This is a genomic window from Agarivorans aestuarii (assembly GCF_019670125.1).
In the GTDB taxonomy this organism is placed as follows: Bacteria; Pseudomonadota; Gammaproteobacteria; order Enterobacterales; family Celerinatantimonadaceae; genus Agarivorans; species Agarivorans aestuarii.
Genome location: NZ_AP023033.1, coordinates 1,507,739 through 1,531,312 on the forward strand (window position 1 = coordinate 1,507,739; position 23,574 = coordinate 1,531,312).

General features: G+C 43.1%; 24 protein-coding genes. 11 read left to right on the top strand and 13 right to left on the bottom strand.

Annotation, left to right across the window (positions count from 1 at the left end):
• Positions 1-283: 283 nt before the first annotated feature.
• Together K5609_RS07075 and K5609_RS07080 are read left to right on the top strand one after the other, a co-directional pair.
• On the top strand, positions 284-1,492 hold the full coding sequence (locus tag K5609_RS07075) for an MFS transporter (RefSeq protein WP_221076560.1): 1,209 nt from the start codon (positions 284-286) through the stop codon (positions 1,490-1,492).
• A gap of 294 nt (positions 1,493-1,786) precedes the next feature.
• Positions 1,787-3,409: a patatin-like phospholipase family protein gene (locus tag K5609_RS07080; protein ID WP_221076561.1), complete on the top strand. Its 1,623-nt coding sequence runs from the start codon at positions 1,787-1,789 to the stop codon at positions 3,407-3,409.
• 34 nt (positions 3,410-3,443) lie between these two features.
• Here the strand turns inward: K5609_RS07080 and K5609_RS07085 are convergent, their stop codons facing one another.
• Positions 3,444-3,614 carry a hypothetical protein gene (locus K5609_RS07085; RefSeq protein WP_221076562.1) on the bottom strand — a complete coding sequence of 57 codons (171 nt, stop codon included), beginning with the start codon at positions 3,612-3,614 and terminating at the stop codon, positions 3,444-3,446.
• 94 nt (positions 3,615-3,708) lie between these two features.
• Positions 3,709-4,071, bottom strand: coding sequence for a hypothetical protein (locus tag K5609_RS07090; RefSeq protein ID WP_221076563.1), 363 nt, complete (start codon positions 4,069-4,071; stop codon positions 3,709-3,711).
• A 118-nt stretch (positions 4,072-4,189) separates the two neighbouring features.
• Here K5609_RS07090 and K5609_RS07095 point away from each other — a divergent pair, with 118 nt between their 5' ends.
• Positions 4,190-5,047: a hypothetical protein gene (locus K5609_RS07095; protein ID WP_221076564.1), complete on the top strand. Its 858-nt coding sequence runs from the start codon at positions 4,190-4,192 to the stop codon at positions 5,045-5,047.
• 99 nt (positions 5,048-5,146) lie between these two features.
• Here K5609_RS07095 and K5609_RS07100 read toward each other — a convergent pair whose 3' ends face one another.
• Both K5609_RS07100 and K5609_RS07105 read right to left on the bottom strand, forming a co-directional pair.
• Positions 5,147-5,458, bottom strand: a complete 312-nt coding sequence (locus K5609_RS07100; protein ID WP_221076565.1) for a hypothetical protein — start codon at positions 5,456-5,458, stop codon at positions 5,147-5,149.
• Between the two features lie 78 nt (positions 5,459-5,536).
• Positions 5,537-6,052: a hypothetical protein gene (locus K5609_RS07105; protein ID WP_221076566.1), complete on the bottom strand. Its 516-nt coding sequence runs from the start codon at positions 6,050-6,052 to the stop codon at positions 5,537-5,539.
• Between the two features lie 208 nt (positions 6,053-6,260).
• On the opposite strand from K5609_RS07105, the gene K5609_RS07110 reads away from it, so the two are divergent.
• A complete protein-coding gene (locus tag K5609_RS07110) occupies positions 6,261-7,040 on the top strand; it encodes a hypothetical protein (RefSeq protein ID WP_221076567.1) in 780 nt (259 codons plus the stop codon).
• Positions 7,041-7,178: 138 nt separating this feature from the next.
• Here the strand turns inward: K5609_RS07110 and K5609_RS07115 are convergent, their stop codons facing one another.
• The 3 genes from K5609_RS07115 to K5609_RS07125 form a co-directional block, all read right to left on the bottom strand.
• Positions 7,179-7,451, bottom strand: a complete 273-nt coding sequence (locus K5609_RS07115) for a hypothetical protein (protein WP_221076568.1) — start codon at positions 7,449-7,451, stop codon at positions 7,179-7,181.
• 478 nt (positions 7,452-7,929) lie between these two features.
• Positions 7,930-9,321, bottom strand: a complete 1,392-nt coding sequence (locus K5609_RS07120; protein WP_221076569.1) for a hypothetical protein — start codon at positions 9,319-9,321, stop codon at positions 7,930-7,932.
• Between the two features lie 315 nt (positions 9,322-9,636).
• A complete protein-coding gene (locus K5609_RS07125; RefSeq protein ID WP_246611954.1) occupies positions 9,637-11,097 on the bottom strand; it encodes a polysaccharide lyase family 7 protein in 1,461 nt (486 codons plus the stop codon).
• Positions 11,098-11,675: 578 nt separating this feature from the next.
• On the opposite strand from K5609_RS07125, the gene K5609_RS07130 reads away from it, so the two are divergent.
• Genes K5609_RS07130 through K5609_RS07140 form a run of 3 tightly spaced genes read left to right on the top strand, consistent with a single transcriptional unit; the run spans position 11,676 to position 15,033 of the window.
• On the top strand, positions 11,676-12,338 hold the full coding sequence (locus K5609_RS07130; RefSeq protein ID WP_221076570.1) for a nucleotidyl cyclase domain-containing protein: 663 nt from the start codon (positions 11,676-11,678) through the stop codon (positions 12,336-12,338).
• The gene (locus K5609_RS07135; protein ID WP_221076571.1) at positions 12,310-13,050 is read left to right on the top strand and encodes a hypothetical protein; all 741 of its coding nucleotides are present in this window, start codon (positions 12,310-12,312) and stop codon (positions 13,048-13,050) included. The genes K5609_RS07130 and K5609_RS07135 overlap by 29 nt, the downstream gene beginning before the upstream one ends.
• Before the next feature lie 33 nt (positions 13,051-13,083).
• The gene (locus K5609_RS07140; RefSeq protein ID WP_221076572.1) at positions 13,084-15,033 is read left to right on the top strand and encodes a RecQ family ATP-dependent DNA helicase; all 1,950 of its coding nucleotides are present in this window, start codon (positions 13,084-13,086) and stop codon (positions 15,031-15,033) included.
• Between the two features lie 16 nt (positions 15,034-15,049).
• On the opposite strand, the gene K5609_RS07145 is transcribed toward K5609_RS07140, so the two are convergent.
• On the bottom strand, positions 15,050-15,454 hold the full coding sequence (locus K5609_RS07145) for a ribosome recycling factor family protein (protein WP_221076573.1): 405 nt from the start codon (positions 15,452-15,454) through the stop codon (positions 15,050-15,052).
• A 121-nt stretch (positions 15,455-15,575) separates the two neighbouring features.
• Between K5609_RS07145 and K5609_RS07150 the strand changes: the two genes are divergently transcribed.
• A complete protein-coding gene (locus K5609_RS07150; RefSeq protein ID WP_221076574.1) occupies positions 15,576-15,956 on the top strand; it encodes a SpoIIAA family protein in 381 nt (126 codons plus the stop codon).
• Here the strand turns inward: K5609_RS07150 and K5609_RS07155 are convergent.
• From K5609_RS07155 to K5609_RS07170, 4 genes are all read right to left on the bottom strand, one after another.
• A complete protein-coding gene (locus K5609_RS07155; protein ID WP_221076575.1) occupies positions 15,953-16,255 on the bottom strand; it encodes an AzlD domain-containing protein in 303 nt (100 codons plus the stop codon). The two genes, K5609_RS07150 and K5609_RS07155, sit on opposite strands and share 4 nt — an antisense overlap.
• A complete protein-coding gene (locus K5609_RS07160; RefSeq protein ID WP_016402801.1) occupies positions 16,252-16,974 on the bottom strand; it encodes an AzlC family ABC transporter permease in 723 nt (240 codons plus the stop codon). The genes K5609_RS07155 and K5609_RS07160 overlap by 4 nt, the downstream gene beginning before the upstream one ends.
• A gap of 33 nt (positions 16,975-17,007) precedes the next feature.
• The gene (locus K5609_RS07165) at positions 17,008-17,832 is read right to left on the bottom strand and encodes an AraC family transcriptional regulator (protein WP_016402802.1); all 825 of its coding nucleotides are present in this window, start codon (positions 17,830-17,832) and stop codon (positions 17,008-17,010) included.
• A 584-nt stretch (positions 17,833-18,416) separates the two neighbouring features.
• Positions 18,417-20,822: a M48 family metallopeptidase gene (locus K5609_RS07170; protein ID WP_221076576.1), complete on the bottom strand. Its 2,406-nt coding sequence runs from the start codon at positions 20,820-20,822 to the stop codon at positions 18,417-18,419.
• 249 nt (positions 20,823-21,071) lie between these two features.
• Here K5609_RS07170 and K5609_RS07175 point away from each other — a divergent pair, with 249 nt between their 5' ends.
• The 3 genes from K5609_RS07175 (at position 21,072) to K5609_RS07185 (ending at position 22,809) form a co-directional block, all read left to right on the top strand.
• On the top strand, positions 21,072-21,455 hold the full coding sequence (locus K5609_RS07175) for a VOC family protein (protein ID WP_016402805.1): 384 nt from the start codon (positions 21,072-21,074) through the stop codon (positions 21,453-21,455).
• 87 nt (positions 21,456-21,542) lie between these two features.
• On the top strand, positions 21,543-22,223 hold the full coding sequence (locus K5609_RS07180) for a helix-turn-helix transcriptional regulator (protein ID WP_040307408.1): 681 nt from the start codon (positions 21,543-21,545) through the stop codon (positions 22,221-22,223).
• Between the two features lie 160 nt (positions 22,224-22,383).
• Positions 22,384-22,809, top strand: a complete 426-nt coding sequence (locus K5609_RS07185) for an N-acetyltransferase (RefSeq protein ID WP_152779427.1) — start codon at positions 22,384-22,386, stop codon at positions 22,807-22,809.
• 68 nt (positions 22,810-22,877) lie between these two features.
• On the opposite strand, the gene K5609_RS07190 is transcribed toward K5609_RS07185, so the two are convergent.
• On the bottom strand, positions 22,878-23,447 hold the full coding sequence (locus K5609_RS07190; RefSeq protein ID WP_221076577.1) for a lipid-binding SYLF domain-containing protein: 570 nt from the start codon (positions 23,445-23,447) through the stop codon (positions 22,878-22,880).
• Positions 23,448-23,574: the final 127 nt, after the last annotated feature.

The window sequence follows — 23,574 nt, forward strand, 5'->3', positions numbered from 1 at the left end:
AGTTAAATTCATTAGTTTGAGGAAACAGAACTGCGTACACTCCGCGCTTCTTTTGGTTACCCGCAAATAAAATACCCTATGTTTTCGCAATCTATTCTGGCTCAAATGCTGAGAATACTGCTGTTATTAAGCTTAACGCTGCTTGTTGTGCATCACTCGCCAAGCTTATTAAAGCTGTTGGCTGAACAGGCTATGAATAGCGGCTGCCATCAAATTAATGACGATGCATCGCAGCATCAACATCACTCTCACCACCATTCTCATCATTAAGTAAGAGGCTTACATGAGTATTTTTCGCTTTCCGGCATTGGTTTGGCTAGGCATTGGCATTTTGGTTATCTCGCTTGGTATTCGCCAGTCCTTTGGTATTTTCATGATGCCAGTATCAGAGCACTTTCAGTTAGGTAGAGAGTTTTTTAGCTTTGCCATTGCCTTGCAAAACTTGTTGTTTGGCATGTTCCAACCTTTTGTGGGGATGGCTGCAGACAAGTGGGGAGCAAAACGAGTGATAGTGCTGGGAGCGGCAGCTTATGCACTGGGTTTATATTTAAGCTCAATCGCCGCGCTGCCTAGCATGTTGTATCTATCTTTGGGTGCATTAGTAGGGCTTGGGCTTAGTGCCACGAGCTATGTGATTGTATTAGGCGCAGTGGCTAAAGTAGTACCTGCTAAACATGCCGCAAAGGCTTTTGGCTTAACTACCGCGGCAGGCTCCTTTGGTATGTTTGCAATGATCCCAGGCGCGCAACTTATGTTAAGCCAAATGGGCTGGCAGCAAGCCCTGCAAGCTTTTGCTTTGTTATGCGCGTTAATGGTGGCGTTTGCCATGTTTATGAAAACCGCTAAACCTAGTACTGAAAATCAAGTGGTAGTAGACGAAAAGCAAACCCTTAAAGAGTCCTTACAAGAGGCGTTTTCTCATAAAGGTTATTGGCTTATTCATGCTGGTTTTTTTGTCTGTGGTTTTCATGTGATGTTTATTGCCACTCACTTACCGAGTTACCTCGCTGATAAAAACTTAAGTGCCACAACCGGGGCCATGGCTTTAGCCTATGTGGGGATCTTCAATATCTTTGGCTCGTATTTTTGGGGCGTAATGGGCGACAGATTTAGCAAGCGCCATGTTATGTCGGCCTTGTATCTTATGAGAACAGTGGTCATCGCTGGTTTTGTGAGTTTGCCGGTGACCGAGAGCACAGCGGCATTATTTGGTGGCGCTATTGGCTTTTGTTGGTTAGGTACTGTGCCGCTTACCTCTGGTTTGGTTAGGCAAATATTTGGCGCTCGCTACTTATCTACCTTGTATGGCTTGGTGTTTTTTACTCATCAAATTGGCAGTTTTTTAGGCGCTTGGGCAGGTGGGCGTATTTATGATTACTACGGCTCTTACGAACCTATCTGGTGGTCAACTGTGGCACTAGCTTTTATCGCAGCATTAATTCATTTGCCGATTAATGATAAACCGGTAATGCGTTTGGCAGCTGCGAGTTGATCCTATCAGGGTGATATAGGTTTACCTCTTCTTAACACGTCTTTGGACAAAAACGAGTCAGCTTACCTAACCCATTTGGAACATTCTGACTCTTCGGATGACTTCTAGTACTGGAGGCGTACGGCCACCCAAAACGTTCCTGGTTAACTTTTCTTATCAACTACAGGTTAGGAAACCTGACTCCATATCCTAATGCACTCTGTTCTTTTGACCCACTTATTTGCCTATGTCACTGGACTCAACTAACTTTATTCATGTCCATGGTTAGGTCGACACACAGGGAAGTACATAACGATGAGTAGGTTCTATGTAGACTATTGGTCTCGTGAGTGGATCGATGAGAATCATTTTCCAGAGGTTGAATTAGAAAGCTTTCAGCAACACTATACCCATAGAGATTTGGGTGTCGCTTTTTCCGGTGGGGGGACTCGCTCAGCGGCATGTACCTTGGGACAGCTTAAGGCATTAGATGAATTAGGTTTGTTGCCAAGGGTCAAATATATCTCGGCAGTATCTGGGGGGGGGTGGGCGGCGACGCCATTTACCTATACCGACGATACTGAGCTGTACTTTGGTGAGATTAGAGACCCTGAAAATATCACCTTTTCTAACAGCAAATCTGTACATTCTAGATCAATGCAAAGCGCGATTTCAGACTCTCCGCTCGTTAGCAACCTTATCGTAGGCGGACTAAAGTTAAAAGGTGATGAGAGTTTTGCTTACTCGCTTGGTGAGGTATTTTTAAAACCCTATGGGCTGCATGACCCGAGTCGATATTTTACTTTCGATCAAGAGAGCGAAGTCTTAACTCGCCAAGGCTTTCCTTCTAGTACTAAGTTGGATTTTTATCATGTACGCAAGGGGGCGCCCTATCTAATCCTTGGGGCGACTCTACTTAACGAAGATGGCTTAGCTTCAGACAAGAAATACCACGTTGAATACACCCCCTTTTATTCAGGAGTGAGGGTTGGTCATGTAGATAAAGACCTCTGGAGTAGCAATGACTATTTTGGAGGTGGCTACATTACGAGCTGCGGTTACGACTGTAAGGGCCCCTACAGCAAGCGAGACTTAGATGGACGCGAACAGCTGCTGGTGAAGCAGGCTCCGGTACTTAGCTTCGATATTACAAATGAAAAAGCTTTTTCTCTAAATGACATTATTGCCAGTACTGGTGCAGCACCTCAAGAAATAACGAGCAATATAGGATTAGGAGCACTTGGTTTCCCTGAGTTTAATCATATGCCATTGAATCCAGAAGAGGGGGATAACTCAGTATCCGAGGAATATCCGCACTCTGATGGTGGCCATCTAGAGAACCTTGGTATTATGCCATTGCTGGCGCGCAAAATGACCAAGATTGTGGTTTTTGTGAATACCAAAAAGCCGTTTTCTCCAAATATGAAAAAGCCTTTGGATAGTGGGTTTAACAAATCGGTGCAAGCCTTGTTCGTGCCAATCGATAACCTATTTAAAAAAGAAGATTTTTCCACTAATGTGGTATTTAACAATGGTGAGGAAGAGCTGATAAAGCTTATAGAGCAGCTCAGTCAACTGGTGAAAAAGGAATCCAGTAGTGATGAATATATTGCCAAAACTGCTTTGTTTGCAAAAACCAAGCTAGTAACCACGAACAATGAGCACTACGGAATAGAAGCAGGTCATGAAGTCGAAATCACCTGGGTATATAACTGCCGAAGCTCTGCTTGGGAGCGAAAACTAAAAGACAAAGACCTTGCTAAGTTGATAACGAAGAAGAAGCGCTTGATTGGCAATCAGGAAGGGCTAGAAGATTTCCCTCACTACGGCACATTCTTTGAAAACCCTAGGGGAGTGGTAGAGCTCACTAAGGTGCAGACAAATCTTTTGACTAATCTTTCTTATTGGGTGGCAAAGAAAGCCCTAGATGAGGTTTAACAAAGAAAAATGAGGCATCTGTCTCCTTGTTTTTTTACTTATCTTCCTCTGGAATAGGAGCAACCAGAATATCAGTAGATGAATGGTCGTTAAGGCTGGTTTTAGGTGCGTAAATTAACATCACTCCTACCCAATCGACAAAATTTAAGACGGGCCTTACACGTGTTGGTGATGAACGCGCAGACACGTCTTTGGACAATTTCAAGTTACGGGTGAACCGTATTTTGAGAACCTAGAAAGTGCCTAGGATTCTCAGGCCTTACCAATACTGTACATAGCCAAACCTCTTTAAAACACTGTCATTCAACAATATACCGGCTTCCTTCCAATTCACCAAAAGAAGAGAGTGTGATATTAAGGCGCCTAAAAAAACTAAAGAACTGCAATAAACTTACTTCTAACTGACGCTTCTTAAGCCTTAGTGTTGCGTTAGCAGCCAGTACATTTTGTAGTGACTGCCCCTTCTCCAACTGCATCACTAAACATTCAATAATCACTTTATCCGTGTCTATATAAGTGAATTCTGCACCGACTATGACATCCCTGTCCGCTATTAGCCCTTTTTTTCTTAAATGCTCCAACAAGAAGTCAGATTCATTATCATCAGCTGCTATGCTTCCGTTCCAGTCGTTGTACTGCGTTGATGCCTTAAATGTGGTCATGACTCTTCCTATCGCCTATTAATTTGCAACAGTTTTACACATGAGTTAAATGGCCACCAAGCATAACAATGGTTATGCTATTCCCTTCAGGATGAACGCACTATGCTTATGGAGCTCCATGGAAACACACAAAACTAAAGCTGAGTTACAAGCTGAAAAAGACTCGGAAGCGCTTTGGGTTAAGATCCAGCAGGAGATTTGTTCTGCACAGATATCTAAGTCACTAAGGCTTCAAAAATGTTCTCCAACAGCGTTCTATGAGTACCTAAGAAAAAAACAGTTCGAAATAGGCCATTACGGCGTGCAACGACATACTGAGAACTTCGGCCGCTTTGGAAAACTAACTGAAGCTACCTCCCTCGTAAGCAAGAACGAAAACCTCTATTTAGTTAAACAATACTTTCCAAATAAAAAAGGTTGCCTTGAAAGAGTAATCGGAACGGACTTAGGTGCTGTTTACACCAAGCATTGCGTAGAAAGATTGATAATGCGGCGAGCTATCAAAAACCTTAAAGGCTTAGCAGAAACAATAGAGAAAATTGAGCGAACTGTTAGAAATTCTGATTTTACTTCCCATTATGGTTCTTTAGATCAAGATGTGGAATATACGATAGTCCTGGCAGATTTGGTGATTTTTGCAAAACCTGACTTTGAGGAAAGCGATGTTTTTACCGCTATATATAAAAGCTGCCTTACGTCTAATGAGTTTTCAAGCAAGCAATCAACGGTTGTTAAGCATATTTTAAACTCTCTCAATACAGATGCCTGCTTGATTGCCTCACAAGATATCCCATCAAGCATCCATCACGCAAACAATGTAATTGAAAGCACCAAGGTTCGAGTGGCCCACTATGATCAGCTAGAGGCTATAACAGGTATTCCCAGCCCTGATGGTTTTAAAGCCGCAGCAAAAGAGCGTGGTAGATTTTCGAAGTTTTTGGAAGAAATGCTTAAACAGAACAAAGAGGTTGTTTAGCATTCTTAACAAGAAAAACAAAATAAGCTTTTTCGAACACGAGAGCTTTCATTCCTCTTTGGGCTTCAATTCACCAACCGGCTTAGCTTATTCTAGTTGCTAGGGCACAGCAATGTACTTGAATGACTGCAATCCAAGTCTTTTAGCGTTCGCTCTTGCCGATGCTTTATTCATAAACGGGTGAACCCCTTGTTCAGTTAAGCGGCGTAACGACTCTTCTACTGAATCAACTAACCATACATTACCCGCACAAGGTGGTGTGCCGCTTATATGTAAATGGCTTAATTGTCCTTCTTCATTTATCAAAGAAACCGTTTTGCTTTCAACGTAGTTCAGCTCAATTTCCACAACTGAACCATCTGCCCTATAAAACTTGGGAATACGATGCCCCGTTGTCAGTAAGTATTTCATCAATATATTCCCTCACTTTTCGCTAGGAGGCTTTGCGAATTTATGCGCCTTTCTATCAAGTTAATGTGGTAGTCGATATTAGTTTGGCGACTCGGTGATAGAAATTACTTTTTTGTCTATGTCTTCCACACCTTTCGTACCGTGGTAGTTAGACGCTCTTTCGATATCACCCACTGCTAATTTAAGGTTACTTTCGCAATAGTACTCATAGCCTATTCCAGAGTTGGGGTATTGTTTATCTGTACCTTCGTAATAAGACCTGAAAGTCACCGTGTATTGCAACTCACCGCCAGTGCAATATTTATTACTATCATCCGTATTGCGGTTTCGATAGACACGCGTTTCTTGATTTGCTTTTAGTGTTTTAATTACTGCTTCATTGCTTTCAAGTTTAGCTTCTAGCTCTTCTGAACGGTTGGCTTTATTAATTGTTTCCTGAGCTTTCGCCATGTGAGCCTTGTCAAGCTCTTGCTTTTTATCTTCCTTATTGAACCAATCATAAAGCCCTAAAGGAACACTAATAATCCAAAAGCAGCCACCAATTAGACCCAATTTGATAGCAATCTGAGTTAGCTTGTTTTTGGCATTTTTCATATTGATAAAGCTTCCTTGCTTAGACCACTTAATCGTACATCCAAATTAAGTTAAGTACCAAATGACTGACGCAAAGAATTCTGTTCACTCGCTGCACTGAATCAATGTATTAGTTTCGACCAGATCTTAACAACATCACTATACTTACTCTTTAATTAACACCGAGTTTGGCCATGGTTATTTTCAAAACAATTTTAAGGAGCGGCGCATGGGTGATAACCAGGATGAACCTATTAACGATCCGATGGGCATTGCCCTATTGTTAACAAACTTGGAACATGAATTTTGCGAGTTAATTGACGATCAAACATCATCTGAAAGAAAAGCGGCGGTGCTATTGAATGTGTTACACCTACGCATCATCACACGTATTCTCGAAAGCTTTACTGAGACCACGACAGCACTTGCTGCTTTTGAATTCGAAGGCGCGGAAGATCATGCTCAATCGTCGACCCCACCCGCTGCTAACGGGCTAGAAACTGAGACTGCCCGGGAGCTGCATGAATTTATTGAAACAGTCAATATGTTTAACGCAAGATTAAATGTAGTAAAAGCACATGTATGGAAAGCGCGCAGCGATATTATCTTTACCAGCTTGGCCATTCTGCTAATGTGGCGCCATAGAAACTATGAGAAGCTTCTGGAAACTTTAAAAGCTGTAAGCCTGTTTGTGATTGACGCAGAACTCGGTGGCGCAGCGGCCCTTTTGCAGCAAATTAAAGACATGTGGGAGAGCGAGCGAACTCGAAAGCATAAGGAGAATGTGCGCAACAAAATTTGGATAGAGAAGCGAGGTGAATTCAATCATTGTTGCATTGAGTGGCTTTTTAGCGCCGCTTTCTTTATCGAACTAATGAAATCGCACATACAAGGCGCCCATGCCGACAGTGAAACATTGAGCTCGCGAGCTGCTGAGCAAATTGAACAGTTCCATACAGCAGAATGGCAGATAATAAAGGAAACCTTAGAAGCGCGGCCGAATGTATAGTAAAAGCAGTCGGAGAGTTTACAGCTCTCTCTTTGGGTTTCAATTCACCAACCAGCTTACTATCAGAACTTTAAGGAGCTATTAAGCACACAGATATTCACTATTTGCTTGGTTAGTACTTAAGACCTTACTCAGCCTTTATTGCTTCAAATTACATCGACTCTGCCAGTAAATGGATTGCCGAGAACCGGTATATTGTTCAGCTAGAAAAGTCATTGAAGGGGCATGCCCTAACTCAGCCATCATTCTTATATTAGCAAAGGCTTTGTCAAATAAAGGGATGGCCTCTATGCTAACGCTAAGTATCGCATCGTAGAGATATTGATCGTTGGAATCATCATTTACTAAGCTCCACATATAGTTTTTGAAAAAGCCACTAAACAGATTCGTAACATCTGTTGGCAGGTCCATTTTTAGGCACTTATGTAGGAGTGTGGCTGTCCTCAAAAGAAGATGGGGGTGTATTGACGAATTAAGAAAGCTGCTCGGTAATTCACACTTTTGTGTCTTTAAATGCTCAAAATCAACGGTAATGAAATTATCATAACCGTAGAGCTTTATGTATTGCTGTCGGCGAGCAATAAAGTTTGATCGTTTTTTGCTATTAGGTTCTATTTAATCTCGGAAGTAGTGAGATTAAAGATTGATCATTCTCCAACACGTTTTTGGACAATTCTGAGTTAGCGATTTTGCTAATTTAGAGATCTACGGATTAGGTGGCGTATGGCAACGCTGTATGTCCAGCTCTTCTCTGGGTTATTGCAAATGGAAGCTAGATCAGTTCTTCAGTATGTGTACCCTCGCCATTGAAAGCGTCATCTGGAATACGTAATTAGGTGCGCCACAACACCTTAGTAATAAGTTCGATCTGACATACTATCGAATCTACTTACTTAGACAAAGGGTTCATAGACTTAACGTCACTAACAATCTGCTTTAGTAAGCTCGTGTGCTCCTTAACGGTATTAGCAGATAAAGCATGTTCAAGCTTCTTATCTATAGGTGTTCTGTAGATCTTGTCTACTGACTCCATGATCAACTTGTCTTTGTTCTCATCAGTGTTCAACTGTTCAGCATAAGAGTTCACAGTCAGTGCTACAGCAGACTTGAAAGCATACTCCTCTTGGAAGTTTCTTTCTTTCGAATACTGCGAGATAACAAACCACATAAACGCCAAAGCAGGGATGATTTTTAATGAGTTTACAGCGAAGCTTTGCCAAGTCAGTTCAGCTAAAGACGTTCCATTAAAGATAGAACCTATCCACCAAATAGTAAGACCCGCAGCTACAGGAACAAGAAAACCCCAGAACTTGATAGTACCTGTCAGTTCTTTTTTACGTGCTTTAAAAGTCTCAAACAAAGAAGCTCCTACTTCACGACCTATCAGATCGTCTAGGTATTGGCTTCGTTCGTTGTAGCTATTATGTCTTTGTTCTATATCAGCTAGTGCAAGCATCATTTCAGAGTCATGCTTCGCAAACTCTGCTCTTTGATGTTCCGTATTAGAAAACGCTTCTTCGAATAGCTTATCTTGTTCGGCTATAAACTCGTCTAACTTTTCTTCTCTTTCTTTTAGAAAGTTCTGTGCTTCTCTTATCCGTCGGTCAAGGTCTAACTTTGTTTGCTCATTACTGTTTACCCCGTCTTCGGCACGAGTGATTATCTGCAAACCTTTATTGTTAATACTGTTGATTTCAGACTCTTGCTGTCTAGCCGCTTCTAACAGACTTGTAATCTCGTTTAATTCGGCTGATTTAGACTTGGTTAAGTTATCTAACTTAGCTTTCGTTTCTTCGAATTCGTTTAGTAGCTCAGAAAGGTTTTCAGAAACACCTGACAAGTAGTTTTTTAAAGTAGTGATTTGATTTTGTTCAGTTTCAAGGTCTATCGGACTATAGAAGTCAGATGAACGAACATATAAACCATTCAAAGTTAAGTAATGAAGCAATCTATTGATACTCGATACAGCAGCAGGATAGTTATTACCGTTTATCTGATTAACCAAGTTAGCAAAATCTTGGTTCAAGTTACCGTTGCCAAAGTCATTTTGAAAGTTACAAGTAAACGGCATGAACTTTAGCTGCCCATTTATATCAGCATGTTCAAAAGCAACTGAGATACGTTCTATTGCACCTACAAACTCGTTTATAGACAGCTCACCGATAACCGTTTGGTCAGTATCAGCTACATCAGGATATGCTTCGGTTAGTTTTGTTGAAAGATCTATATTGCTTAATCGATCTAAAGCATCCTTGACTTGTTTCGCTTGCGTTTGATTCATAATCACTCCCTAAAGATCTGAAAACATTCTACATAAATCGAGAAAAAAAGCGATTTACTATAGGTGTTCCAAACTCTAGGGTTGCTGTGTGGTAAGACCCTAGCTGACTAGACATTACACAGATAAGAAAATGTAGGTCAAACCACCTCACAGTGATTTGTGAGGTTGAACGCTACTGGCAAGGAATGGGGCATAAATGTGCTGGCAATTAATTTAGCTAAACCTAGTCATCTACAATTTGTTTTTTTTAAAACATAAAAAAGGCCGCTTAATTAGCGGCCTTTGTCTGCTTGTTAGATACTCTGACAACTCAACTTATGGGTTGTAGTTATCGTGAGTATTGGTCAATTTGTAGAAAGTGACTTTTGCGTAGTCGCTATCGTTACTGCTGTTGTCTTGCAGGTAGATGCCGGCTTTAAAGTACATGTAGTTGCTGGAATCATCGTAACCACTGCCAGACATGTTGATAGTTTTGCTGGCGAGCTGGCTGCCATTTTGGCTGATCTTGGCAGTAAGTGAGTCACCATTCACCGTAATGGTATAAGAGAACTCTTCGTTCAAGGCGATACCGTTTGATGGGTTAGAGGTGCTGTTTAAATCACCATTTGAACTTACCATGCTGCCTAGTAGGTTGTACCACGTTTCGTTACCACCGTCTGATTTCGACGTTTCGTGGGCAAAGTAAATAGCACCATTACTGTTACCCGGTAGTTTGTGGTAGTAAAGGCGGATAGGTTCGTTCCCCTCTGCATGAATTTGCCCAATTACAATTCGGCCCACTTGCTCGTTGTTTGAGCTTGTTGTGGTCACGTGATTTACCGCAAGGGTGGCGTCTAGTACACCGTCAATGCCGCCAAAAGCGCTTTGGCTGCTGCTTGGAATACTTGAAAACGCCCAGTTATTGTCTTTACCACTGGTAGAATACGAGGTGTTTCCGCGGCGCAACATTTCGCGTAATTCGGTGCGTACATATTTGGTACCGCTAGAGGTTGTTACCCCTTTAACTGGCGTGTAAAACACCATGCCGCCGTCGCTACCGGTGTAGAAGTAGCTATCTTCGTAACTTGCCGCTAGCTCTACTTCTTTAATTGAAGTGGCGTAACCGTCGCCTTCATCTACTGGAATGCTTAGGTACCAGTCCAATAGATCAAAATTGCCAGAAGGTGCTTTAGACGCATCAAGATTGTGGTCACCGCCGCCGCTACCGCCACCTGAACCGCCGCCAGATGTATCATCGGTTCTGGTTAGTTCCCATTGCTGGTTAATGTTGCCGCTGCTTGATGTCCAAAGGTAGAGTGATTGGCGCAGTGCGGCACCGCCATTGCCATCGATAGAAAAGCCTGGTGCATTGCGTTTTTCAAAACGGTAGATCTCGGTGCCACTGGTTACTTTAACTTTCTTCCAGTGTTGGTCGTAGTTGCTGGAATCACATACCTCTAGGGTAACTGCTTGACGCTTAGCACCACCCGTTCCGCCATCCCAACAAAGGCTAGTACCCTCTTTCTTGTAAGAGTAGTAACCACTTCCATGACTAATTTGCACCCAGTTTTGATTTACATTGGTGGTTTTGGTTGTCCATAGGTAAAGCTGCTGTCCTTCAACAGCGCCGCCGTTCCCATCAATTGAGTAGCCCGTTTCCATCTTTTGCATGTTGAAAGTTGCAGCAGTCGCCAACGAAGAAGATAGCGCTAGAACAACAAAGCAAAGTGATTTTTTTAGTGCTTTACCATTAATGAGTGTCTTGTTCGAATCAGTGCATTTATCAATAGGTTTCATTACTCATTTCCTTATTTGTAAAACCTTGTTGCTTATTGTGAAGTTACATTAAGGCAGACTAAGACGAGCGGGTTTATCCTTAGTTGCCCAGCCTTCTGCAGGCCACGGCTTACCAACTGCTTAAAAGTAAATGACCAACAGCGTTCATAAACGTGATGATTTGTTTATGAAATTTGATGTTAGCTTTGTTGATGATGAAAAAATCAGCGATGAACTGCAATAATGTGTTTTTATAATACAATTGTTGTTATTTTGTGAACTAGTCATACAAATATGAAATTAAATGTTGCTTTGCTTGTTTTTTAAGCTAAAGCAAGGTTTACCAGTTTTAGCCTTATTTGGTGGGTTTTTAGCCTTTTTGAGCTGGATTACTGGTTAAGTTTGAACTGAAGGCTCTTTTTTCACCTATACAAAAATCTAAAATTGTATGATTTATATGAGCTTTAAGTTTGTTGAATGCTGGTCGATGTGCTTAGCGGGTAATAAGCAAGTTACTTTATGGTATGTAACTTATTTGGGTTACATTTTACAAAGTAACTAATTTGGGTTACCTTGTTCTCAATGAAGAGGATAATACTATGCAGCAGGTAGCCGTTCTTACTGGGGACTTAGTTGGCTCTAGCGAGTTAAACAGCCAAGATTTTGCAAAAATTTTGCAGCGATTGAGCGCTAGTTTGGCTTTAGCCAGCGAACGCTACCAATGTCGCTACGAAATTTTTCGCGGTGATGCTTTTCAGCTGGTGCTAAATGATCCACGCCAAGCATTAGAATGTGCTTTAGCCATTCGTTTAGATTTAAAAGCCTCTGGCGATAAAAACTTAGCCTTTGATGCACGTATTGGAATTGGTATTGGCGAGATAGATCCTTTGGCGGAGTTTGTGTCACGCTCAAATGGTGAAGCCTTTGTATTATCTGGGCGCGGACTAGATAGTCTTAAACGTCACTATTTGGGAATATTTAGCAACGACACTAAGTTTACGCAACGTATTGAATTGCTAACTAAATTTGCCGATCATCAAGTGCAAGAGCTTACCATTAAACAAGCGCAAGCCTTGTCGTTATACTGGCAGCTAACTGAGCCAAGCCACGCAGCACTGGCGGCGCAACTTAATAGTTCACGGGTAAATGCCACTAAGTTGCTCAATCAGTCTCAGTACCAATTGCTAGAAGAATATAAACTGTTTTTTATCCAACTTATGGAAGAGTTTTATTATGGAAACACTGGCGCAATTCGCTCTTAGTATTGGCTTAGCTTATCTGTTGTTAGAGTTTTATTGTTTACCAAACTCTTGGCTCGAGGCCATTCAGCAAAGTAAGTTTGCAGCTGGTGGTTTGTATTTTCGCGCGCTGCTTATCACGGTGTTGTTTGCAGGCATAAGCATGTTGTTTGTATCAGCACTTGGCCCTTTGTTAGCGGCTATAGCGGCATTGTTTATCGCCAGTGTGTTAATTGCTGGGGTAAGTGCTTACTTGCCCGATAGAAGCCGTTATTACCTTGGCCAGCAACTAGCCCAGCTTGCAGTATTGTTGCTATTGGTTGTGGAGCTAAGCCAAGCCTGGCCGCTAGTGAGTGTGCTCTTCGAGCAAGCGATGCAGGCCAAAGTATTAGTAATTATTTTTGCTTATTTACTTATTTGGGGGCCATGTTCAAAGGTGCTTGGCTTAATCTTGCAGCGCTGGAGCCCACTTACTGAACAGCCAAAGCAAAATTTACCTATGGCTGGACAGGCGATTGGCATGGTAGAGCGTAGCTTGGTGCTTACTTGTGTATTGCTCAATCAATTTGCCGCAATTGGCTTTATCGTTACCGCCAAATCGATTTTTCGTTTTGGCGACCTAAAAGATCATACCGATCGAAAACTTACCGAATATGTAATGCTGGGTACTTTACTTAGTGTTGCCGCCAGCGTGTTTATTGGCTTGGCTGCACATGCCTTATATCACGCCCTATAGTTAAATTTATTTAACCACTAAGAGCTTACCTACATGCCTCAAGATTTATCTGCTCAGTTAAAACAACATTTTGGATTTGACGGTTTTCGCCAAGGGCAAGCACCGGTGGTGGAGCGCTTATTGGCTCAGCGTTCTTGTTTAGCGATTTTTCCCACAGGGTCGGGTAAATCGTTATGTTATCAGTTTACCGCCTTGCAACTGCCGCATCTTACTTTGGTGGTGTCTCCGTTATTGGCATTGATTAAAGATCAGCTGGCTTTTTTACAGGCTAAAGGCATTGCTGCAGCCAGTTTAGATTCCACCTTAACTGCTGAGCAAAGTAAGCAGGTAATGAGTGAGGTGCGCAGCGGCAAAACTAAAATATTAATGGTCTCGGTAGAGCGTTTTAAAAACGAGCGTTTTCGTCAGTTTATACAATCGGTGTCGGTATCTATGTTGGTGGTAGACGAGGCGCACTGTATCTCTGAGTGGGGGCATAACTTTCGCCCCGACTACTTAAAGCTGCCGCAATATCGTCAAGAACTTAACATTCCTTTAGTGCTGCTATTAACCGCCACGGCCACTAAAAAAGTAAAACTCGATATGGCCGCGCGCTTTGCTATAGCAGAAGATGACATCGTGCAAACAGGCTTTTATCGAAACAACTTAGATCTAAGTGTGCAGGCCTGCAGTAGCAAGGATAAACAGCAACAGCTATTAGCGTTTATTCGCCAACAAACGGGGGCTGGCATCGTTTATGTTACCTTGCAAAACAGCGCTGAACAGGTGGCAAGCTTTTTACAGCAACAAGGCATAAATGCAGTTGCCTATCATGCCGGTTTTGCTAATGAGCAACGCCAACAAACGCAAGATGATTTTATGGCGGGCAAAGTACCGGTGGTGGTGGCCACCATAGCTTTTGGTATGGGGGTAGATAAAAGTGACATTCGCTTTGTAGTGCATTTTGATTTGCCGAAGTCTATCGAAAACTACAGCCAAGAAATTGGCCGAGCAGGGCGCGATGGTCAGCTTTCGCACTGTTTAACCTTGGCGAATTTAGACGGTTTAACCACGGTCGAGAACTTTGTATACGGCGATACGCCTGAGCAAAGTGGCATAGAAGCCTTGTTGGCAAACATTCAGGCTGAATCTCAAGGCGAGCAATGGGAAGTGCAAATAAACAGCCTGTCTAGCCTTACTAATATTCGCCAACTGCCACTTAAAACCCTATTGGTGCAATTGGAGATTCAAGGTCTTATTAAGCCTTTATATGCCTATTATGCTGATTTTAAGTACAAGTTCTTAGTAGACAAAAGCGCAGTGCTAGCTCGCTTTTCTGGCGAACGCTTACAGTTTATTGAAGCGATTTTCTCCCATACTCAAATGAAAAAAATATGGGGTAGCCTTAACTTTGATGGCCTGTATCAGCAGTATCAAGCAGAGCGCTCCAGAGTAGTGGCCGCGCTAGAGTATTTGGCAGAGCAGGGCTTAATCGAGTTAGAAACCAAGAAGATTACCGAGGTATATCAAGTAAACGCAGCGGGTTTGGCCGACCCTCAACTTGCCAGCCGTTTAAGCCAGTACTTCAACGATACGCAAACTAAAGAGATTAAGCGGATTGCCCAGTTGGTTCGTTTCTTTGAATTAGATTCTTGCTTAAGTTACCAGTTAGCGCGTTACTTTGATGACCACAACGCGCCTGCACAATGTGGCCATTGTAGTGTATGCCGCGGGCAAGTGGCTAAGTTGAGTTATTCTGCGCCGCTTAAGCAGCTAGACGATGCTCAAGTGTTTAATTACTTACAAGAGCTTAAACAACATTTAAGTGCCAGCCAACAAGCGCTGCTTAGCCCCATAATGGCCTGTCGATTTTTAACTGGGGTGACCAGCCCTTGGTCTACAAAATTTAAACTTCGCCAGCTAGCTGGGTTTGCCTGCTGTGAAAAACAGCCATACGCAAATACCTTGCAGCAAGTAGAGCGGCTTTGGTCTCAGCTCGGCTAAATTTACGGCTTGTGACTTAAATTTCTGCGTCGAATCGTGCTTGGCGTGCTTCTGCCATGGTGCAATCGGTTAGGGCGATTAGCTCTGCTAAGGTGGCATTGGGCTTATCTTTTAAGATCCGGCTTAAGCGTTGCGCTTTAGGTTCTAGTAGGTCTTGATAGTGGGCTAAGCCTTGTTCCAGCTTAGTGGTTAGATACCTGAAGTCCTCAGATTCTAGATTTTTTAAGTCTTGTAATAAGCCGTTTAAGGCTGACAGTTCTCCCACTAGTTGCCAGTTTCTAGAGCGACGAATTCGTTTTAGTTGGCAACCCGATTCAAGCGCTAGTTGTTTAGCTTGCTTGGCATTGTTACCACCAATACGGCGAATCAATGAAGGCAGGGGAGTGATGATTTCTGAGTCTTTCATAGGCGAATTTTGCATTCAAACTAGCTTAAATACAATCGCCAAATGAGGGTAGATTTAATTGTATTTAATTAAGCTTGTGAGTGAGTAAATCTCGACCATACTGGTAGGGCAAGTTTGAATTAATAAGGGACTCAGTATGGCAATTCGCAGACACGGCATTACAGTGGGCATTGAGCGAGTAGAAACCCGCTTATTGGTTTCGTTTAAAGCCTGCGGCACACTCACTCATCAAGATTATCAAACCATTACACCTATCATTGAATCAGCCTTAGCTGAGGTTGAACATCCACAAATTCGTGCCTTTTTTGATGCTAGTGAGTTAGAAGGTTGGGAGCTAAGAGCCGCATGGGATGACTTAAAGCTAGGCTTAAAGCATGGCCAAGATTTTGAAAAAGTGGCTATTTTAGGCCACCAACAATGGCTAGAGTGGGCCTCCAAGGTGGGCAATTGGTTTATTGCTGGCGAAGTACAAGTATTTGAAGATGAGCAAAGCGCCTTGGCTTGGTTAGAAGATTAATGAATCAAAAAAAATACTGTCATGCTCACAACTGTAGTTATTAGTGCATTACGGGTGAAGTAGGCTAACAGTGCAGCTAGCACGGCGGCGAGCAGATAGGGATTGTCTAAGGATAATGCCAATTGTTGATCGCGAATAAATACGATCGGAGCAAATATGGCCGTTAGCACTGCAGGGGCTGAGTAGCTTAAAAACTGTAACGTTGTCTTGTTCAACCTAAGCGGAATTTTTGGCTCTAAGAACAGGTAACGGCTGGCAAATACAATTGCGGCCATAGCTAAAATAGTAAACCAAATCATTGCTCTTCTCCGCGCCACTTAGCGTAAGCTGTGGCTAAACCCATAGCCAGCAGAGCCGAAATGAGTAGGCCTCCAGGCACTGCATAAAGTTCACACGCTACCGAACTTACTAAAGCGATAAGCACACACAGTAAGCCCGAGCCATGTTTTATGTTTGGCACAACAATGGCGATAAAAGTAGCGGCAATGGCGAAGTCTAGCCCCCAGCTGTCTAGGTTTTCGATATTTGCGCCAGCCACAATGCCCACCGCAGAAGCGATATTCCAACCAAGATAAAAACTTAAGCCGCCCCCTAATGCGTACCAGCGATCAAAGCGTTCAGCTTTGTCTTGATTAGCAATGGCAAACAATTCATCGGTAAGCAAATAGCCCAGTAACAGGCGCCACTTTAGCGGTAAGCCGCTAATCTTGGGGCGCATGGCCATGCTGTACAGAAAGTGGCGCGAAGTAATTAGCATGGTGGTAACCAGCATACTTAACAGGCCAGATCCCAGCTTAAACATGCCGGTAGCTACCAATTGGGCAGAACCCGCGAATAAAATGGCCGACATAGCTTGGCTTTGCAAAGGGCTAAGGCCTGCCTCCATTGCATAAGAGCCCGCTAATATTCCCCATGGCACAACGGCAATGGTGAGCGGCAATACCGCTAAGGTACCTTTGGCAAATGCGGTGAGTTTATTAGACCAAGTTAAATGGTTTATATAGTCTGTACTGTTCACAATTTTCCTTGAGAGGGTAAAAGGCAGGCTTAGCTAAGCTGCAAGTTCCTTGGCATAACGGCCAGGAGAAACACCCAAAGCGCGTTTAAAGTGGCGGCTAAAATGGCTTTGATCATGAAAGCCACAATCTAAGGCGACATCCAATTGTTTGTTACCTTGGCGCAACAGTTGTTTGGCTAAGCGTAATCTCGCTTGAATTTGGTAAGCATGTGGCGGAAGACCGTAGCGCTTTACAAACTGCTTCACTAAATAACAAGGGCTCAAATTCACTAACTTAGCCAGTTCGCTGAGAGAGACATTAGCTTGAGGCTGCTCATCCAAAAACTGCTTCACTAAACTAAGGTGATTGCGCTCATTAAAGGTAGATGTGGTTGTTGGGCGAGTTTTAGCGTGCCGAGTCATCAGTAAGCTCAAGCTCGCGTACACCATACTCTCACGTTGTAAGCGATTGTTAGAGTTCGCCAGTAATGCAAGGGTAGCGCGTAAAGAGCCAGCAACCACCGAATCTTGCACCACTGCTTGGCTAAAATAGGGAGCGCCTTGTTGCTTAATGCCTAAGTCTTGGCTGAGTTGTTCAAATTGCTCAGGAGTGGGGTACATGGCCTGATAGGACCAGCCTCCTTCCGAGGCCGAGCAGCCAGTATGTACTTCATCGGCGTTCACCAAAATAATACTGTCTTGCGGGGCGATATGGTTGCCACCGGTGCGGTAAAACTGTTGCGCGCCGCTTTCAATCACACCAATGGTGTAGCCTTCGTGACTATGCCGCGAAAAGTTTTGCTGTTGATAGCGGGCATTCAGTATTTCTATACCGCCTAACTCGTCGGCAAGCTGATAACGTGCTTGTTCTTTTGTCATTGGCTTGCCTCCTTACTGGCCTGAAGAATACCAATCGTACCAAGTAATTGATCATTCTAACTGGTTAAAATGCTCGATAACTGCGTTAGAATTTTTGATTGTAGAGTAACCACTTATCGAAAAATCCTGCCTTATTCTCGAGCATTTTTCCTGCGCTATTTCTGACCACTTACTTAGTGTGATTGGTATAAGCTGTCATCATAGCGCAGATTTAGCAGGAGGTTTTGTACAAAATTGTTCGCTTTGGGTTTAGTTTGCTGAGTTAGTGCTAGGGCCTGTTGATCTTTGGTGTTGAAATTTTATTCAAGATAAGCGGGCTTTAATCGCGGCGAGCACTTTGAAACCTAGTGGGCTAAGTGAAAAGTGTTCAACGAAGAGTAAAGTTCGCTTATCTGAACCCTTCGGGCAGCATTCCTTAGCCATTTATTCAGCGTTAGCGAGTGATTAATAAGCCCACTTAACTTCACACTCACTGCCTTGACTAAATGGCTAATAAATTGCTGTAAAAACCATCAGCAAAGATCAACAGGCCCTAGTTACTCTGCTGGTCGTGGAAATATGTGCTCTAGACGAGAGATAATGCTCTAAACCAAAGCGAGCTCATCGGCGGGTTCACTTAGTGCTTGAGTATCTATGCTGCTCTCAACTTCCATACATAGTTGGCTTAGTTCGGCACATAACCAATAGTGTTTGTATTTTGCTGCCTTATAACTCTGTTCACAAATGAACATATATTGCGAGGGTTGAATAGTGAGGGAGAAGTCCAGTACGCCGCCATTCCAGCCTTCGATAAACTCAGCCAAGTTAGGGTATTTAGGATCTGGCAGGCTAATGTTTTTCGCTTCAATGGCTAAACGCTTAGTTTCTAAGGCGCACAAGTTTGTTTGCGCTAATAGTCGAGAATGAATTTTTGCTTGCCATTCATCGTCTAGGTTGATTAGCGTATCGAGGATAAAGTGAAAACGCTCTAAGTTATTGATAATTGGCTCCAGCTTAGCCATGCCTTGCAGGGCGTTTAATAAGCTATCTAGCCGGGCACTTTGTTGGCTCGACATCAACGAACGGCACAGCATAATGCGGTGATGTAACAGTTTATCAAAGGGTTTAAATTCATTTTGATGCTGCTTTATTGCCGCCGTAGATTCGGTGATTAAATTACCAACATCAACTCGATTACTAGCAGGCAGGTCAAAATCTTCCGGCGCTATATTTAAGTTAGCTTCATAATAAAGCTTTACTAAAGAGGCGACACGCAAGGTGTCTAGCTGCTTAAAGTAGAGCTGTTCCTGATTGTTGATCTGTAGGTGTTGGGCATTAATCTGCGCGATGCAATCGCTTAAACCGCTGGGTTTATTGTCGACAAGGTTTGAGAGATGGAAAAAGCGTCCGCTGTAGATCTCTCCAAAAAACTGCTTTAGGTACTCGGCAGTTTGTTGTTTTTGTTGTTCATTCTCAATTAAGCTGTCGTTGCTCACCGTAAATTTACTGGGCTGTTTTATGCCTTGCTGAGTATAGAAAAAAGCACTTACCGACTCGCTTAAGGTGTCGATATCACCGATTAGCAAAACTGCAGGTAATTCAGATTTAAAAATACCTTGGTCGCCTCGTGAAGTAACAAAAGCAATACGATCTTTATCTGCAGGGTGACTATCCCAGGTTGAGCTGTCTGTGCGCTGCATTTGCTGTTCTATTTTGCTCATCTGCGCTTTGCTGGTTTGCTTGGCTAAATTGGCAACCGCCAACGGTATATTCGCCAGTAGTTTGTTGTCATTCCAGGCTAGTTTATTGATGTCTGCTACTTTTTGCGCAGCTAAGGCCAGCTTACGCAGTTCAATGGCGGTGTTCTCAAACTGATCGCTACCCACAAAGCGGCTTTCGTAGCTGTCGGCGTCAAACTCCATTGCGCGAGACATATATTGAGTGAGCTTAAAGTTGAGATTAAACAAACCTTTAAAAATGAATCGAGTAAGGCCTATAGAAAGCTGAGCGGCAATAATTGCGATATTCATAACAAAGGGCATGTGTTCTTGCTTAGCCCAGTTTTGCAGGCGTAAATCCCATTCGTCGGGCTGGTAGGCTCGGCTATAAAACCAATGGTTAACGGTTTGCACAATATAGCGGGTTTGCATCGCCTGGGTTTGAGCAAAATGGCCAAACTCGTGCGCCAAAATGCCACTTAACTGGCGCATATTCATGCCGGTTAGTAAGGGCATGCCAATAGTTAGGCGTAACTCGCCTTTACGCAGGCTAAGCCAGCCGTCTAGGCCTCCGGCAGAGGCATTTACTTGGGTATCTAAGCAAATTTCTGTTGGGCGAGGAACCGATAGTTTGTCGCACATTACATCAACTAGATTGAATAATGCCGGAGCTCTTTTGGCTTGTAGGCGATATAGTTTGGGTTGCTGGTAGCTGGCAAATAAAGGTTTAAGCAAAAACAGAAACAGCACAATAACAATAAAATAAGGAACAACGAGGAGAAATTGCTTAGCAATGCCACCAGAAAAATCACCGATGTTGTCAACTAATACCGAGAAGTAAAACACCGAAAAACTGATTAAACCCATTAACATAAGCAAGTAAATAAGCGGAGCAATTAGGCTAATAAGTAGCGTGCATATCATGCCAATTCGGTACTCTCGGCTTACGCTAGATCGCGGAAACTCACCACTAAGCAGTTTAATAAAGTCTGCTTTTAGTTTAGGCGCGCCGTTTTGTTGAGCCTTGCTATGAGGGGTAGTTGGTGCAGCGTTGTTTGCTTCAAGCACTGCCATTTCTCTAAGCTCAACGCGCAAGCCATGTTCGCTAAATACTGCGGCAAGGCTTTTAGCCAAACTGAGTGACAGGCTCTCTTTGAGGACATGTCCTTCAATTAGGTATTTTTGAGCAGTAGCTGGTGTGATATCTAAGGCTTTACACAGACTATGTACCACATGGTTATCGCGATTATTTCCATTTTGAGCGCCTAAACTCACTAGCTCATATTTAGCCACTCACATTTCCTTGTGTTTATAGTGATAAATTTGTCGCCAGAAGTTTTGCAAATAAGCTAATCATATTCAATAGCTTGGCGCTAAGGATGCGCCACTACTTGTAAACTCTTCGAACTGGAACAAGGTTTATTTGAGTAAATTAATTTCAACTACTGAAACCCTACTGACAGGTAGGTGTCAGTAGCAGGGGATTATAGTTATCTCACTGGCTGGCCATGGGGGCTAGCCGGTAACAGCAAGGAGATAGTTATGTTAGCAGTTGCACCTTTAGTATGGGCAGAGATCGCCGTTGCCAATATGGACCGCGCGTTAGCTTTTTACGCCGAGCACTTTGATCTAACCTTTCGCCGCGAGAATATGGGCGATATGGATATGGCCATTCTAGAAACCGAAGATCCAGAGGCTGCTAGTTTTGGTTTATGTCAGCATGAAATGATGAAGCCAAGCATGGATGGCAGCACCGTTTATCTGCATTTGAGCGAAAAGCTTAGCCCTTTAGTAGATAAAATCACTCAATCGGGCGTGCAGATCTTAATGCCTGTTACCGCCATTCAAGATGGCGAGCATGGTTACTTCGCCTTATTTGTGGATAGTGAAGGTAATAAAATAGGTCTGTGGTCTAAGTTCCAGTAATATCGACGTGGTTATGCAAGCAAATTTAGCTAGCTCAGCCTATAAAGCTGGGCTAGTGTTTGCTCTGCACTTTGGCAGGGATGATTTATGAGACGGGCAGACAGGCTTTTTCAGATAGTACAAATTCTGCGTATGCGGCGACTCACCACTGCCCAAGATTTAGCCGATCGTTTAGAAGTATCAACTCGCACCATCTACCGTGACGTACAAGACCTTTGTTTAAGTGGCATTCCCATTGAAGGAGAAGCTGGCGTAGGCTATTTGTTGCGCCAAGAAGTTAGCGTACCACCGCTAATGTTTAATGAAGCGGAGCTAGAGGCCATTCAAATTGGCATGCGTATGGTGCAAACCTGGGCAGGCAAAGAACTGTCTTCGGCTGCCAAGCAAGCCATGATTAAAGTAGAAGCGGTATTGCCACAACGCCTACAAGCCTATCAATCTTTAATGTTTGCCCCCGATTTTTATATCGACAGCGACCAATTCAAATACTTAGATCCCTTGCGTATTGCTTCGCAACAGCGTGAATACCTAGAGATTTGCTATCAAGATGCCAAAGCTGACTGCACCAAACGAGAAATTCGCCCACTGGCCATTTATTTTTGGCGAGGCACCTGGACCTTACTAGCGTGGTGCGAACTGCGTGATGATTTTCGCAGCTTTCGGGTTGATCGAATTACCGAATTACATCATCAAGAACGGGTGTTTAGCCACAGCCCCGGAAAAGAGCTTGATGACTTTGTAGAGAAAATGGAGCAAGAGGGGCACTAAATTTATGCCTTATTGTTTATTGGTTTCTTGATATTTCAGAGCTCGAATCAGATTTTTCGCAGCTAGCTTAACCTTCATCAAACTATCATTTAGCTGACATGCCCTTTCTCTGTTTGTTTGCGGTATCATTGTTTAACTTGTCACTAATTTCGCATTCACAATGATCCGACCTTATCAATCAGGTGATACTGAAACAGTATTGAATATATGGCTGGCCGCTTCGATAAAAGCGCACGATTTTGTAGATGCCAGCTTTTGGCATTCGCAAGTAGATAATATGCGTAATCTCTATCTACCTAATGCCGAGACTTACGTATATCAGCAAGACAACCAAGTACTTGGGTTTTATGCGCTTGATGAAAAACATATAGCGGCTATTTTTGTGGCACCCGATTCACAAGGGCAGGGTATTGGAAAACAGCTCATTGCTCATGCCAAGCAACAGCGCAGTGTTTTAACTTTGTCGGTGTATAAGCAAAACACCGCTAGTTATCAGTTCTATTTGTCTCAGGGGTTTAGTTTGGTGAAAGAGCAAATAGACCCACATACTGGTTTGCCAGAATACACCATGAGTACCGGTATCTAGAGCTGCAGAAAGCAAAAAGCTTGGCCAATTGAGCCAAGCTTTTTTGTTATTTGCTTACTTAGTTAAGTCTAGCTTTGGTTCAAGTCTTTATCTTTCCAAAACTTAGTGCCTTTTACGGTCGCTTCTAACGATAAGCCAGCTTCGGTCATTTGATAGATAGTTACATCTCCAATAGCACCTTCACTTTCTGCAGAGCCACCTTTATCGCCAGCTTTAGCAGATGCGTCAGCTTGCGCGCCAAACAACCAGCCAGATTCTACAAACTTGTCGTAAGCTTCTCGGGTGTTAAAAACCATCAATGCGCGGAAGTCTTTTACGCCAGCGCCAAAACCAACCCCTGCTTCACCCATATTCATATAAGTGCGTTTGCCGCTTTGGTTGTCGATGGCAACACCATGGCCGCCGCCAGCAGAGATAACAAATAAGTTGATACCGGCATTGCTAAATACTGCGTAACCTACTGCGCCGTTGATTTTGCCGGCAATGTCGCTATTTTCTTTCTTAAAGTCAACCAAGGTTTCTTGAACCATTTGGTCTGATTCGGCACGTTCTTCTGCTGCGCTTTTACTAAATGCAGGCATGCTAATAGTCATGTTTAAAAGTGCGATGGCGAAAATAGCTTTAAGTGATTTTGTCATTATTGATCCTAAATATGTGCTGGGTATAGCCAGCAAAAATTAACAATCTGAAATACAACTCGGCCTTTCAACTTGCTGCTATTTTAATCAAACTATGGTGGTAAATTGACATTTTGCGAACAAGTGC

What these genes read in the sequence shown, in the direction of transcription:
- K5609_RS07100 (WP_221076565.1), bottom strand. Translation starts at nt 5,458, where the DNA reads ATGAAATACTTACTGACAACGGGGCATCGTATTCCCAAGTTTTATAGG.
- K5609_RS07075 (WP_221076560.1), top strand. Translation starts at nt 284, where the DNA reads ATGAGTATTTTTCGCTTTCCGGCATTGGTTTGGCTAGGCATTGGCATT.
- K5609_RS07135 (WP_221076571.1), top strand. Translation starts at nt 12,310, where the DNA reads ATGGAAACACTGGCGCAATTCGCTCTTAGTATTGGCTTAGCTTATCTG.
- K5609_RS07130 (WP_221076570.1), top strand. Translation starts at nt 11,676, where the DNA reads ATGCAGCAGGTAGCCGTTCTTACTGGGGACTTAGTTGGCTCTAGCGAG.
- K5609_RS07095 (WP_221076564.1), top strand. Translation starts at nt 4,190, where the DNA reads ATGGAAACACACAAAACTAAAGCTGAGTTACAAGCTGAAAAAGACTCG.
- K5609_RS07140 (WP_221076572.1), top strand. Translation starts at nt 13,084, where the DNA reads ATGCCTCAAGATTTATCTGCTCAGTTAAAACAACATTTTGGATTTGAC.
- K5609_RS07175 (WP_016402805.1), top strand. Translation starts at nt 21,072, where the DNA reads ATGTTAGCAGTTGCACCTTTAGTATGGGCAGAGATCGCCGTTGCCAAT.
- K5609_RS07080 (WP_221076561.1), top strand. Translation starts at nt 1,787, where the DNA reads ATGAGTAGGTTCTATGTAGACTATTGGTCTCGTGAGTGGATCGATGAG.
- K5609_RS07125 (WP_246611954.1), bottom strand. Translation starts at nt 11,097, where the DNA reads ATGAAACCTATTGATAAATGCACTGATTCGAACAAGACACTCATTAAT.
- K5609_RS07150 (WP_221076574.1), top strand. Translation starts at nt 15,576, where the DNA reads ATGGCAATTCGCAGACACGGCATTACAGTGGGCATTGAGCGAGTAGAA.
- K5609_RS07115 (WP_221076568.1), bottom strand. Translation starts at nt 7,451, where the DNA reads ATGGACCTGCCAACAGATGTTACGAATCTGTTTAGTGGCTTTTTCAAA.
- K5609_RS07090 (WP_221076563.1), bottom strand. Translation starts at nt 4,071, where the DNA reads ATGACCACATTTAAGGCATCAACGCAGTACAACGACTGGAACGGAAGC.
- K5609_RS07145 (WP_221076573.1), bottom strand. Translation starts at nt 15,454, where the DNA reads ATGCAAAATTCGCCTATGAAAGACTCAGAAATCATCACTCCCCTGCCT.
- K5609_RS07185 (WP_152779427.1), top strand. Translation starts at nt 22,384, where the DNA reads ATGATCCGACCTTATCAATCAGGTGATACTGAAACAGTATTGAATATA.
- K5609_RS07190 (WP_221076577.1), bottom strand. Translation starts at nt 23,447, where the DNA reads ATGACAAAATCACTTAAAGCTATTTTCGCCATCGCACTTTTAAACATG.
- K5609_RS07110 (WP_221076567.1), top strand. Translation starts at nt 6,261, where the DNA reads ATGGGTGATAACCAGGATGAACCTATTAACGATCCGATGGGCATTGCC.
- K5609_RS07155 (WP_221076575.1), bottom strand. Translation starts at nt 16,255, where the DNA reads ATGATTTGGTTTACTATTTTAGCTATGGCCGCAATTGTATTTGCCAGC.
- K5609_RS07180 (WP_040307408.1), top strand. Translation starts at nt 21,543, where the DNA reads ATGAGACGGGCAGACAGGCTTTTTCAGATAGTACAAATTCTGCGTATG.
- K5609_RS07105 (WP_221076566.1), bottom strand. Translation starts at nt 6,052, where the DNA reads ATGAAAAATGCCAAAAACAAGCTAACTCAGATTGCTATCAAATTGGGT.
- K5609_RS07120 (WP_221076569.1), bottom strand. Translation starts at nt 9,321, where the DNA reads ATGAATCAAACGCAAGCGAAACAAGTCAAGGATGCTTTAGATCGATTA.
- K5609_RS07165 (WP_016402802.1), bottom strand. Translation starts at nt 17,832, where the DNA reads ATGACAAAAGAACAAGCACGTTATCAGCTTGCCGACGAGTTAGGCGGT.